This window comes from Vreelandella mediterranea (genome assembly GCF_970647075.1).
Map to the genome: position 1 here is coordinate 1,045,750 of NZ_OZ310198.1, position 13,642 is coordinate 1,059,391.

Sequence of the window (13,642 nt, forward strand, 5' to 3'; positions counted from 1 at the left end):
GCGCTGTGATGGCGAAAGGATGCTCGGTATGATGCAAACTCGCAAGTGGATTAACGACGCCACCAGGTGTAAAGGGAGAATCGCTTGAAAGTAAACAAGACGGTAGACAAGCGAACGCAGGGCGGTTCGCGTCGACCTTCATCGTCGGCCCAGCCGGCTCAATCGGCCCGGGTCAAAGCCGCCAAGGATAAGGCGCGGCGTTTTGGCCTGCGCCTGCAAGGTTCCATGCGCGAAGGCGTGGTGGTGGTCCTGCTCGCGCTCTGCGTGTTTTTATTGCTGGCGCTATTTAGCTATCAGCCGGAAGACCCGGGCTGGTCCTACCAGGGGCCGGAAACCGACGTGCGCAACTGGATGGGCCCGGTCGGTGGCTGGCTTGCCGACGTACTCTACTCGTTGTTAGGCGCCAGTGCCCTTTGGTGGCCCGGCATGTTCGGGTTTGCCGCCTGGTGGCTGATGCGCTCGCGCCAGGTGCGCTTCGAGCTCGACCCGGTCGCCATTGCGGTGCACGCCGGGGGGCTGGTGCTTTTGATGTTCGGCACCACCATGCTGGGGGCGCTGCACTTTTATCACCCGGAAAGCATTTTGCCCTACGCCTCTGGCGGTATTCTGGGCGAGGGGCTGGTCGGCACGCTCCGACCGCTCGTGGGTAGCGGCGGGGTAGGGCTTATCGCCGCCGCGCTGATTCTGATCGGCTTCCCACTGTTTACCGGCATGTCCTGGCTCAACGTTGCCGATGAGCTGGGCAAGCGGCTTTGTCGTTTGGGCGGCTCGCTACGCGAGCGCCGCGCTCGAGGTAAGCAAAAACGCGAAGACCGCGCCGCGGTCCAAGCCGCCTCCAAAGAAGCCAAGCGCAAGTTCAAGGAGCGCACCCGCAAGGAGCGCGACGACCAGGCGCCGGCATACGAGGAAGAAGAAGAGGTGCCCGTGGCGGCGCGCAGTGAGGCGCCAACGCCCAAACCCGCACGCCCGGGCAGCCGCCGCGAGCCCAGCATGATGGCCTTCGAGCAGGAACCTGAGGCCGAAGAGATCACCGACACCTCGATTCCCTGGGAGGTCGCGGCCGGCACTATCCCGCCGCCAAGTGAGCAAGCAAGCCCCGTGGCGCCAGCAGATCCCGAGCCGGCCCCCGCGACACCTGCCAAAGCTGAGCCCCCCCTTGAGGAGCCGCCGCGCCCGGCCGCCTGGGCCCCCAACGAGGAGCAGCAGAACGCACCGGCACCTGCCGTGGCGCCAGAGCCCGACGTAGCGCCGGAGGAGGCCGCCGAAAAAGCGCCCACGCCACAAGAGCCCGAGACCGAGCGCCCGGCCGCCTTTGTACAGCCGCCGGAAGCGGCGCTCGATGAAGAAGAGAGCGAGCCGGCCGCTTCTGAGCCAGCCGTTTCTGAACCGGTATCGGCGTTTGAAAGCCCGCGGCCCTCGAATGCTTTCGCGATCTCCGCCCGCGACGAAGTTTCGCCAGCCGACGCTGCGCCAGCCGATGCTGCGGCAGCCGACGCTGCGACGACAGATGACACCGCGCCGGACCGCGCTGCACCGTTCAATGAAGCCGCGCCGTTTTACGACGCCGAATCCGCTGAGCAAGCACCGCCGTTCGAGCCGCCCATGCCCGAGCGCGAAGTAGCTGCTCCATCCAGCGCCGACGAGGCCGAAGATGAGCCACTACCGCTACGCGCCTCTAAATTCGAGGCGGCGCCGGCCAGCGATTCAAGGTTCTATATCGATGACGAGTACGTCGACGCGCCGTATGACGATGAAGCGTTCGATGAGACGCCGGATGCCCCGCCCGCGCGCGAAACACAGCCCACACCGGCCAGCGGCGCTCAACGAGTGCCCGAAGTAGTCCCGGAACCCGTGTGGGAGGATGACGAAGAGCCTGAGCCCGCCCCGGAGCCGCCGGTAGCGCCGCGGCCCACGCGCCAGGAACCCACCTTCGCCTCGGAGCGGGTAGCCCAGGAGCCGGATACCGGGCCAGCGCTCTGGACCGTCGAGCACCTGCAAAACCAGCGCCCGGCGTTCGAGACCGAGGACGAGCCCGAAGGCGATGTGCCGAGCTATCAGCTTCTGACCCCGCCGGAGCCGCACCAGCCCAACTACTCCGACCAGGAGCTCTCGGACATGGCGGAGCTTTTGGAAGTGCGCCTGCGCGACTACGGCGTGAAGGCGGAGGTCGTGGATACCTGGCCGGGTCCGGTCATCACCCGGTTCGAGATCAAGCCTGCACCGGGGGTGAAGGTTTCCAAGATCAGCAATCTGGCCAAGGACCTGGCGCGCTCGCTGATGGTCAAGAGTGTACGCGTGGTCGAGGTGATTCCCGGCCGCCCGACCGTGGGTATCGAGATTCCCAACCCGCACCGGGCGATGATTCGCCTGCGTGAAGTGATCGACTCCGAGCGCTACCAGCAGGAGAGCTCGCCTTTGACCATGGCGCTGGGTCAGGATATCGGCGGCGGCCCGGTCGTGGCGAATCTGGGCAAGATGCCCCACCTGTTGGTAGCGGGTACTACGGGCTCGGGTAAATCGGTGGGCGTCAACGCCATGCTGATTTCGATGCTGATGAAGGCCACGCCGGATGAGCTCAAGCTGATCATGGTCGACCCAAAGATGCTCGAGCTTTCGGTGTACGACGGCATTCCACACTTGCTGGCGCCGGTGGTCACCGATATGAAAGAGGCCGCCAACAGCCTGCGCTGGTGCGTGGCCGAAATGGAGCGGCGCTATAAGCTGATGGCGGCGATGGGCGTGCGTAATATCGCCGGCTTCAACGCCCGTCTCGATGAGGCCGAGCGCGCCGGCGCCCAGGTGGCGGACCCGCTTTGGGAACCCCAGCCCTGGGAGATGCACCAGACTCCACCGATTCTCGCGAAGCTGCCCTATATCGTGGTGGTGATCGACGAATTTGCCGACATGTTCATGATCGTCGGCAAGAAAGTGGAAGAGCTGATCGCGCGCCTGGCGCAGAAGGCCCGGGCCGCCGGTATCCACCTGATTCTGGCTACCCAGCGCCCGTCGGTGGACGTGGTCACGGGTCTGATCAAGGCCAATATTCCCTCGCGCATGGCGTTTCAGGTCTCGTCACGCATCGATTCGCGCACCATTCTCGATCAGGGCGGCGCCGAGAGCTTGCTGGGCCACGGCGACATGCTCTACCTGCCCGCCGGTTCCGGGCCGCCCAACCGCGTGCACGGCGCCTTCGTGGACGACGACGAGGTACACAGGGTGGTGGAAGATTGGAAGCGTCGCGGCGAGCCCGAGTATATCGATGAGATTCTCTCCGGCGGTGTCTCGGCGGACGCCTTGGCCGGGCTCGAGGCTGAGGGGGGCGGTGATGACGATGCCGAGCAGGATGCGCTCTATGACGAAGCCGTGCAGTTCGTCACCGAGACCCGCAAGGCCTCGATCTCTGCCGTGCAGCGCCGTTTCAAGATCGGCTACAACCGCGCCGCGCGCCTGGTCGAAGCCATGGAAGGCGCCGGAGTCGTGTCGTCGATGGGCTCTAACGGTGCCCGAGAAGTGCTGGCGCCGCCGCCGGTTGGCCAGTAACGACGCGGGCAATCGTGCAACAAGCGTGAAAGTCGCGCCCCGGATGAAACCCCGGGGCGTAAGATGCGTCTGAGTATGAACAAGGACGTTAAAAGTCCTGCCAATCAAGCATTAACGCGGCACTGCGTACTAATCATTTTAAGTGCTTACCAATTTAAGTACTTATCAATTTAAGTACTTGCCCGTTTGAGTATTGACTCATTCGAGGACGACCGCTATTTGGCAACACTGCCTAGGGAGTAAGGTTATGAGCGACACAGATACTCGACGTTCTTCTTCGCTGATGCTGGCCGCCAGCGCGCTGGGCCTTGGCTTTGCATCGCCTTTGGCGCTTGCCGACGACGCCGCCGAGCGTCTCACCGAGCGCCTCGAACCGCTGGAGAGCTATCAGGCGTCTTTCGAGCAGCAAATCAGCGGCAGCGGGGGCGAGCGCTTGCAGCAGGCGCGTGGTGAGATGTGGCTTTCTCGCCCGGGCATGTTGCGCTGGGAAGTCGAAGCACCCTACGCCCAGGTCGTGGTGTCCGATGGCGATGAAGTCTATCTGTACGACCCGGATCTGGAGCAGGTAACCGTGCAGGCGATGGATAACCGCGTCTCGCACACGCCGGCGCTGTTGCTCTCGGGCAGTACCGTTGATCTGACCGAAAGCTACGACGTATTTTATGAGCAGGAGGGGGGCGAGGATATCTTTACGCTGATCCCGACCTCCAACGATACGCTGTTCGAAGAACTGAGCATGGTGTTCGAGGGCGAGACCCTGACCGAGCTTCTAATGACCGACAGCACCGGCCAGCGTACCGCGATTGCGTTCAACAACGTGGTTCAAAACGGGCGTATCGACACCAGTTTGTTCGATTTCGAAATCCCCGAAGGCACCGATGTGATTCGCGAAAGTTACTGACCCGAAACGCGTCCAGCGCGTCTCTTTGTTTTGATATCAGCAACCACCGATCAGGCGCCTCAGGGCGCCTGATCGGCTTCTGCGTCCTGGGCTTCGCGCCAGGCCATGATCTCGGCAAAGCGCTTTTCCTGGCCATGATCACTGGGCTCGAAAAAGCACGTATTGGGTAGCGCGTCTGGCCAGCAGTCGTGGGCGCTGCCCGCCGGGTAGCCGCTTGGTTCGTTGTGGGCGTAGCGATAGCCTTCGCCGTGGCCGAGTTCCTCCATCAGTTTGGTCGGAGCGTTACGCAAATAGCTTGGCACATCCACTTGGGGCTGGTTTTTGACGAACTGCTGCGCGGCGTTCCAGGCGCGGTCGATGCGGTTACTCTTGGGCGCTACCGCCAGGTGGATCGCCGCGTGAGCAATCGCCCGCTGGCCCTCATAATCGCCCAGCCGCAAATAGGCATCCCAGGCGGCGATCACCAGCGGAAGCGCCCTTGGGTCTGCGTTGCCCACATCTTCCGAGGCGATGGCGCTAAGTCGTCTCACCACGTCCAGCGGGTCACCGCCGCCCTGAATAAAGCGCGCCATGTATAAAAGCGCGGCGTCCGGGCGCGACGAGCGGATCGACTTGTGAATTGCCGAGAGCAGGTCATAGTAGCCGTCGCCCTGTTTATCGAAGGCGCTGGACTGGTGGCCGATCACATCCGCCAGGGCTTGCTTGTGCAGCACTTCGCGCTCGCCCTCTTGCCGGGTAAAGTCGCAGGCGGTTTCCAAAAGACCCAGCGCCCGGCGCGCGTCGCCCGCCGCGGCGTGGGCCAGGGCTTCCAGCACGCCCTCTTCCAGGTCGATCGCACGCCGGCCCAGGCCGCGTTCGGTATCCTCCAGTGCCTGGCGCATCACGCCGATCAGCTCCTCCTGGCTGAGCGGTTTGAGCACGTATACCCGGGTACGCGATAAAAGCGCCGAGTTCACTTCGAAAGAGGGGTTTTCGGTAGTCGCGCCGATCAGCGTCAAAAGCCCGGATTCGACGTGGGGTAACAGCGCATCCTGCTGGCTTTTATTGAGCCTGTGAATCTCGTCCAAAAAGAGCAGCGTCTGCGCCCGGGTTTGTCGGGCGCGCTCGACGACGCCGCGAATCTCCTTGACGCCGGCCATCACGGCGCTTAGCTGCTCGAGCTCGGCGCTCGAGGCGCGCGCCAGAAGCTCGGCGAGGGTCGTCTTACCGACGCCGGGTGGGCCCCAGAGAATCATCGAGCGCACCGTTTGCGATTCGGCCATCTGGCGCAGTGGTTTTCCGGGGCCGACCAGCGCTTGTTGACCCGCGTAGTCGTCCAGGTGACGTGGGCGCATACGAAAGGCGAGCGGAGCGCCCTCGGCAGGTGGTTCAAAGGCGCTTTCAAAAAGGTCCATGTCTACTTCCGTCTTCCGGTGTCAGTCGGGCCCAGGCTTGGGGCTATGGCAAAGCGCGTTGCGGCAGGCTATTTTAGGACGTAATCTGGTAACGCAATGCCTTTGATCACCGCATTTGCAAAGCCGCCCGGCCGGGCGCATGTTCAATCTTATCGTGTTCATTAGCGTAGTAGAAACTGCCTCCCCAGCGCGTTTTTAGGGCTTTTACAGGGCGTTGAAGCAAAAGGCTCGACCACACCTCAAGGAGATCGTCATGTTAAATCAGTTGCGTCTGGATCATGCCAATATGGCACGAATGCTTCATGTGCTTCAGCTCAAGCAGAAAACGCTGGCGCAGGGCGAACGGCCCAACTTCAACCTGATGCGCGAAGTCGTCGACTACATTTTGTCCTACATGAATGATTTCGCCACGCCCCTGGAGAAAATCTGTGTGGAGCGCCTCGAAGAGAAAGCACCGGAAGAGTTGCCCTTCATGGAGAAAATGGCCAGCGACTACCGCGAGTTGAAGCCGAGCCTTGCGCAGCTTTCCGACGATATCGACATGATTTTGATGGATAACGTGCTGCCGATGGACCGCTTTAGCGATGACCTGAATACCTACCTGGATGCCCACCGCAGCTACCTTCGCCACGAGCGTGAAAAGCTTTTTCCGCTGATCGACAAGTACTTCACTCAAGAGGACCTGGAAGAGCTAAGCCAGGCGCTTCCCGGCAAAGCGCAGCAGGAACTCGAGCGCCTGCAAGATGCCTATCCGGAACTTTACGACGAGCTTCGCGGCGCCGACGTGCCCGCCGTATAGCGGCGTTCGCGCCCAGGCTTTGCGGGCGTGTTAAACTGGCGTCTTTTTAAACACTCGAGGGCGCTGTGGCTAACCCATCTCTCAGGCCGGGCGGGGCGCAATGAGCGGGCCTATCCTGATTTTTGATTCCGGCGTGGGCGGGCTTTCCGTGGCTCGCTCGCTCTACAGACGCCAACCCGATACGGCCATGTGCTACGCCTGCGACAACGCTTGGCTGCCCTACGGAGTGCGCGACGATGTCACCCTGGCCCGGCGTATTCTGCGTGTTTGCCAGGCGGCGGTAAGCGCCTGTGAGGCGAGTACCCTGGTGGTCGCGTGCAACACCGCCAGCACCCTGGCGCTCGCCGGGCTGCGCGAGGCGCTGAATATTCCGGTGATTGGCACCGTACCGGCGATCAAGCCCGCCGCGCGCTTGAGCCAAACCCGCCATATTGGCCTGTTGGCCACCAGCGCAACGGTCAATCGCCCCTATACCCAGGATTTGATCGAGCGCTTTGCCAGCGACTGCCTGGTGACCAGGGTAGCCGCGGACGCGCTGGTGGTCGAAGCCGAGGCCTGGCTTGCCGGAACCCCTGTCGATCGAGCGCGCATCCAGCGTGCGCTGGCGCCTTTGTGGCAGGCGCTCGAAGCGTCTCCACCGCTTGATACCGTAGTGCTCGGCTGTACCCACTTTCCGCTTTTAAAGCCGCTGCTCGAAGAGCTGGCGCCCACCGCGCTTACCTGGGTCGATTCCGGCGATGCCATCGCCCGTCGCGTCTTCGACGTTGCCCCGCGCTCGACCGGCCCGCTCGATGGGCGCTGCTTTACCACCGCCACGGCCGGCCACCTGACCGCCGGTTTTGCCGATTTTGGCTTCAAGCCCCCCCAATGTTTACGGCTGCCCTGAGTGCCCGGGGCGTTTCTGATTAATGTATAAGGAGCCGTTTTGGCTATTCCCGCTGTCGACCCCCAACGCTATGACGAGCAGCTCAAAGACAAACGTGTCTCCGTCGAGGCGCTTTTCGCACCGTTTTCACCGCCCGCGCTGGAGGTGTATCCGTCGCCGCCCAGCCACTACCGCCAGCGCTGCGAGTTTCGTATCTGGCATGAAGGCGACGACCTTTACTACGCTATGTTCGAGGTCAATCCCGAGGACCCCAAGGACAAGAAGGTCGTGCGCCTGGATCAGTTTTTGGTGGCAAGCGAGCGCATCAATGAGCTGATGCCCAAGCTCAGAGAGGCGTTTTTGCAAAGCGACACGCTGCGCAAACGCCTTTTTCAGGTGGAGTTTCTCACCACGCTAAGCGGCGAGGCGCTGGTCACGCTGATTTATCATCGCCCGCTGGACGAGGCCTGGGAGGCCGAGGCCCGCGCACTCGAGGCCGCGCTTGGTATCATGATCATCGGGCGCTCGCGCAAGCAGCGCCTGGTGTTGACCCGCGACCACGTCTGGGAGCGCCTGAACGTCAACGGGCGCACGTTCGACTACCAGCAGGTGGAAAACAGCTTTACCCAGCCCAATGCGCATATTTGCCAAACGATGCTTGGCTGGGCGATGGAGGCCACCACCGGGCAGAACGAGCGCGACCTGGTCGAGCTTTACTGTGGTAACGGCAATTTCACCATCGCGCTGGCGCAGAATTTCCGCCGCGTGCTGGCCACGGAAATCTCCCGCACGTCGGTTGCAAGTGCTAACGTTAATATCGACGCTAATCGCATCGAGAATGCGTTCGTTGCGCGCATGTCGGCGGAGGACTTTTCGCTGGCGCTGAAAGGCGAGAAGATCGGGCGGCGCGTGGCCGAGATGGACCTGGACGCCTACGACTTCTCGACCGTGCTGGTCGACCCGCCGCGCGCGGGGCTCGATCAGCAAAGCTGCGAGCAGATCAGCGAGTACGATCAGATCGTCTATATTTCATGCAACCCGGCAACGCTTGCCGATAATCTGACAACGCTTACCAAAACGCACACGATCGAGCGCTTTGCGCTGTTCGATCAGTTTCCGTTCACCCATCACTGCGAGTGTGGGGTGATCTTGAAGCGCCGTTAGGCGTGCGTAATGCGAAAGCGACATACTCTATAAGCAAATTGATACAGCAGTAGGGCGGCGCGGCCTATTCGCGTAAGCTAACCGGTATCGTGGCCTTACGGCCTGTAACTGTTCGTTTTTCGGCCCAAGGGCCCAGCAATCGAGGTGATGGATGCACTACGTTGCGAGTGAAGAGAGTCGGCAAGATCTTTTAAAGCAGTTGCAAGAGCGCTTGGAGGCGCGCTTGGAACCCGACCGGGCGGCCCAGGTAGAAACCTTCGCGCGGCACTTTTACGCGACCGTACCGGTGGAAGATTTCGTTAACCGCCGACTGGACGACCTCTACGGCGCCACGCTTTCGATTTGGCAATTTTTGCAGTACCACGACCCGGATAGCCCGAAAGTGCGTATCTTCAACCCGGATTTCGAAGAGCACGGCTGGCAGTCCAACCATACTTTCGTGGCGGTGCTGCACGAGGACATGCCGTTTCTCGTCGATTCGGTGCGTATCGAGCTTAACCGCCGGGGCTTGACCGTCCACGCGATTCAAAACGCGGTGTTCGCCGTGGCCCGCGACGCGAGCGATCAGCTCGAGACGCTCACCTCGCCCCGCGAGGTCGACGCGCCGGAAGCGAAGGAGTCGCTGATCGTCATCGAGGTGGACCGCCACACCGACCGCCAGTCGCTTTCGAGCATGGAAGAGAAGCTCAACAACGTGCTGCGCGACGTGCGCACCGCCGTTGATGATTTCGATCCCATGTGTAACCAGATCACCTCGGCGATCCAGGAGCTCGAGAAGAACTGCCCACCCCAGGTCGACCCGGACGACCACGAAGAGGCGATCGCGTTTTTGGAGTGGCTGTTGAAGGACAACTTCACCTTCCTGGGCTACGACGAGTACCACCTGCGCGACGGTGAGCTCCAACGCGACCCCGAGAGCGTGCTGGGGGTTTTCCGCCTCAACCAGGCGCGTTATCGCGAGCGCATCCGCACCGAAGAGGGCGTGGACGAAGACGGCCAAGGCTTCGTGCTGGTGCCACAGCTTCTCTCGTTTGCCAAGAGCGCGCACCACAGCCGCGTTCACCGGCCGACCTACCCGGACTACATTACCGTCGACCGCTACGACGACGACGGTAACGTGACCGGCGAGCGGCGCTTTTTCGGTTTGTTCACCGCCACGGTGTACAACGAATCGCCGCGCAACATTCCGCTTTTGCGCCGTAAGCTCAAAGCGGTGATGGACATTGCGGGCTTCAACCCCCAGGGCCACAACGGTAAACAGCTTCTGCAGGTGCTGGAAGTCTTTCCGCGGGATGATTTGTTCCAGATCGGCACCGAGGCGCTGGCCGAAACCGCGCTGGGTATCCTGAATATTCGCGAGCGCCGCCAGGTGCGTCTGTTCATTCGCACCGACGTGAGTGGCAAGTTTTACTCGTGTTTGGTGTTCGTGCCGCGGGACGTGTTCTCCACGGATCTTCGCCAGCGCATTCAGACCATGCTCTGCGACGAGCTCGACGCGCGCTTTGGCGACTTCAACACCTATCTTTCGGAGTCGGTGCTGGCGCGCATCCAGCTGATCCTGCGCTTCAAGGGCGACGCGCCCAGCGAGTACGACCTGAAGCGACTGGAGAAAAAGGTCGCCCGCTTGGCGCGCAGCTGGCGCGACGAGCTCTTCGAAGCCATGACCGAAGGCTTTGGCGAAGAGCGCACCAATAGCTTGATGGGGGAGTTCCAGCAGGCATTCTCGGCAAGCTACCGGGAGGATTTCAACGCGCGCACGGCGGTGTTCGACATTCAGCACCTGCTAGCGCTCGAAGGCGACAGGAAGCTCTCGCTGTCGCTTTACCGGCCGATGGAAGAGCAGGCCGGCGGCATGAACCTCAAACTCTACCATCGGGATGATCAGATACCGCTGTCCGATGTACTGCCGATGATGGAAAACCTCGGCCTTCGCGTGCTGGGCGAGCGCCCCTACGATATCAACGGCCCCAAACAGCGCTACTGGATTCACGACTTCGAGCTCGAGCACACCCGCAGCGGCGTCGACATGAGCCAAATGCGCGATGTCTTTAGCGAAGCGTTTCAGCGTATCTGGGCGGGCGAAGCGGACAACGACACCTTCAACCGACTGGTGCTCGGCGCGGGGCTGGACTGGCGCGAAGTGGCGATGCTGCGTGGCTACGCCCGCTATCTCAAGCAGATTCGCTTCGGTATGTCTCAGGCCTATATCGCGACGACCCTGGCAAGCTATCCCGAGATTACCCAGACCCTGGTCGCGCTTTTCAAGCAGCGCTTCGACCCCGAAGCCGAATCCCACGATACAGCGGATTGCGAAGCGCGGCTGATCGAGCACCTCGAAGGCGTGGCGAGTCTCAGCGATGACCAGTTGCTGCGCCGCATGATGGAGCTGATCAACGCGACCCTGCGCACCAACTACTACCAGAAAACCCCGGAGGGCGGCTTCAAGGACTATATCGCCTACAAGCTCGAGCCCACTAAAGTCACCGGTATGCCCAAGCCGCGCCCGGTCTACGAGATTTTCATGTGCTCGCCGCGGGTCGAGGGTGTGCACCTGCGCAACGGTAAGGTCGCCCGGGGCGGGCTGCGCTGGTCCGAGCGTCTCGAGGATTACCGCACCGAAATACTGGGCCTGGTCAAGGCGCAGCAGGTCAAGAACTCGGTCATCGTACCGGTCGGCGCCAAGGGCGGTTTTGTTTGCAAACGCATGCCGGAAGACGCTGACCGCGAAACCCAGCAAAAAGAGGGGATCGCCTGTTACCAGACGTTCATCCGTGCGCTTTTGGACGTGACCGACAATCTCGACGGCACCACCGTCGTGCCGCCGCAAAACGTGGTACGCCACGACGATGACGACACCTATATGGTGGTTGCGGCAGACAAGGGCACGGCGTCGTTTTCCGATATCGCCAACGCTATTTCGCTGGAGTACGGCCACTGGCTGGGCGACGCCTTCGCCTCCGGCGGTGAGAACGGCTACGACCACAAGAAGATGGCGATTACCGCCAAGGGCGCCTGGGAGTCGGTTAAACGTCACTTCAAGAATCTGGATCTGGATACCCAGCGCGACCTGTTCACCGTGGTCGGCATCGGCGATATGGCCGGCGACGTGTTCGGCAACGGCATGCTGCTCTCCGACAAGATCCAGCTGGTCGGCGCGTTCAACCATCTGCATATCTTCGTCGACCCCAATCCTGACGCCGAGGCGGCCTTCGCCGAGCGTAAGCGCATGTTCGACATGGCGCGCTCGAGCTGGGAAGACTATAGCCAGGAGCTGATCTCCAAAGGGGGCGGTGTCTTCAGCCGCAGCGCGAAGTCGATCACGATTACCGAGGAGATGGCCCAGGTCTTCGGCATTGAGGCCGAGAAGCTCTCACCTGTGGATCTGATCAACGCGATGCTCAAGGCGAAAGTGGACCTGGTCTGGAACGGCGGTATCGGCACCTACGTGAAGGGCTCCAGCGAAACGGACGCCGATGTCGGTGACAAGGCCAACGATGGCCTGCGCATCAATGGCAACGAGCTCAACTGCCGCGTGGTCGGCGAGGGCGGTAACCTCGGTCTGACCCAGCGCGGGCGGATGGAAGCCGCGCGTAAAGGCGTGCGCGTCTATACCGACTTCATCGATAACGCCGGCGGCGTGAACTGCTCGGATCACGAGGTCAATATCAAGATATTGATCGACGAGATCGTCAAGCGTGGCGACATGACCGACAAGCAGCGCAACGAACTGCTGGCGGAAATGACCGACGAAGTAGGCGAGCTGGTCATTCTGGATAACTACCGGCAAACCCAGGCGATCGATCTTTCCGAACGGCTGTCGCGTCAGGGGTCCGGCCCGTACCGGCGCTTTATCAGCGAACTCGAAAGCGCCGGTCAGATCGACCGTGAACTCGAGTTCTTGCCCTCGGACGAGATTCTCAAAGAGCGCGCAAGCAACAACGAAGGCATGACCCTGCCCGAGCTCTCCGTGCTGATTTCCTACGCGAAAAGCACGTTGAAGGGCGACCTGGTGCAGTCCAGCGTCCCCGATGACCCCTATGTCCACCGCTACCTGGAGCACCTGTTCCCCTCCATACTGGTCGAGCGCTACCAGGACGAGATGTACGAGCACCGCTTGAAGCGTGAGATCGTCGCTACTCAGGTGGCCAACGACCTGGTCGATCACATGGGCATCGTCTTCATGCGCCGGCTGATCGACTCCACCGGCGCCGGCCGGGCGGATATCGCCCGCGCCTACGTCATCGCTCGTGACGCGTTCAACTTCAAGGCGCTTTGGGAGCAGATCGAGGCGCTGGACAACCAGGTGCCCAACCGCGTGCAGTACGCCATGATGCTCGATTTGATGCGTCTGATCCGCCGTGCCACCCGCTGGTTCGTGCGCCTGCACCTGGGGCTCTCCACCCAGGACACCATCGAGTACTTCGCCCCGCGCTTGACCCAGCTTCAGGAAGGGATTGGCGAGCTTTTGAGCGGCGATGAGCAGGAGGAGTGGCAACAGCGCCGCGATCAGCTTCAGGAAGAGGGCGTACCCGAAACGCTGGCATCCACCGTTGCCGGCGCGCCGAGCCTCTACGCCGGGCTCGGCATCATCTATGCCGCGCGCACCACCAACGAAAAACCCCAGCGCGTTGCCGAGGTCTTCTATGAGATCGGCAATCGCCTGGAGCTTCCCTGGATGACGCGTCAGGTCACCCAGCTCGAGGTGCGCGATGCCTGGCAGGCCCAGGCGCGGGAAACCTTCCGCGATGACATCGACCGTCAGCAGCTGGCGCTGACCATCAGCGTGCTGAAAATGGACGCCGGCAGCCGCGATACCCAAGAGTTGGTCGATCAGTGGCTCGAGCAGCACAAGGACCTGCACAGCCGTTGGCGTAGCCTGGTCGAGGAGGTGCACGGTGGCACCGAGGGCGGCTTTGCACTCTTCGCCGTCGCCGTTCGCGAGTTGGTGGATCTGGCCGAAAGCGGCAGCGAAGGCTAAA

General features: G+C 61.9%; 7 protein-coding genes. 6 read left to right on the forward strand and 1 reads right to left on the reverse strand.

Annotation, left to right across the window (positions count from 1 at the left end; genetic code table 11):
• The first annotated feature begins 84 nt into the window (after positions 1-84).
• Positions 85-3,540, forward strand: coding sequence for a DNA translocase FtsK (locus tag ACWFVE_RS04910; protein WP_447528173.1), 3,456 nt, complete (start codon positions 85-87; stop codon positions 3,538-3,540).
• Between the two features lie 247 nt (positions 3,541-3,787).
• Positions 3,788-4,441, forward strand: coding sequence for an outer membrane lipoprotein chaperone LolA (gene lolA, locus ACWFVE_RS04915; RefSeq protein ID WP_447528174.1), 654 nt, complete (start codon positions 3,788-3,790; stop codon positions 4,439-4,441).
• Positions 4,442-4,500: 59 nt separating this feature from the next.
• Here the strand turns inward: lolA and ACWFVE_RS04920 are convergent, their stop codons facing one another.
• The gene (locus ACWFVE_RS04920) at positions 4,501-5,835 is read right to left on the reverse strand and encodes a replication-associated recombination protein A (RefSeq protein WP_447528175.1); all 1,335 of its coding nucleotides are present in this window, start codon (positions 5,833-5,835) and stop codon (positions 4,501-4,503) included.
• A 253-nt stretch (positions 5,836-6,088) separates the two neighbouring features.
• Between ACWFVE_RS04920 and ACWFVE_RS04925 the strand changes: the two genes are divergently transcribed.
• The 4 genes from ACWFVE_RS04925 (at position 6,089) to ACWFVE_RS04940 (ending at position 13,641) form a co-directional block, all read left to right on the forward strand.
• A complete protein-coding gene (locus ACWFVE_RS04925) occupies positions 6,089-6,634 on the forward strand; it encodes a hemerythrin domain-containing protein (protein WP_447528176.1) in 546 nt (181 codons plus the stop codon).
• 100 nt (positions 6,635-6,734) lie between these two features.
• Entirely contained in the window at positions 6,735-7,520 is a 786-nt protein-coding gene (gene murI / locus ACWFVE_RS04930; RefSeq protein WP_447528177.1) for a glutamate racemase, read from the forward strand.
• A 39-nt stretch (positions 7,521-7,559) separates the two neighbouring features.
• Entirely contained in the window at positions 7,560-8,663 is a 1,104-nt protein-coding gene (trmA, locus tag ACWFVE_RS04935; protein WP_447528178.1) for a tRNA (uridine(54)-C5)-methyltransferase TrmA, read from the forward strand.
• A gap of 151 nt (positions 8,664-8,814) precedes the next feature.
• On the forward strand, positions 8,815-13,641 hold the full coding sequence (locus ACWFVE_RS04940) for an NAD-glutamate dehydrogenase (RefSeq protein WP_447528179.1): 4,827 nt from the start codon (positions 8,815-8,817) through the stop codon (positions 13,639-13,641).
• The last annotated feature ends 1 nt before the right edge of the window (position 13,642 follow it).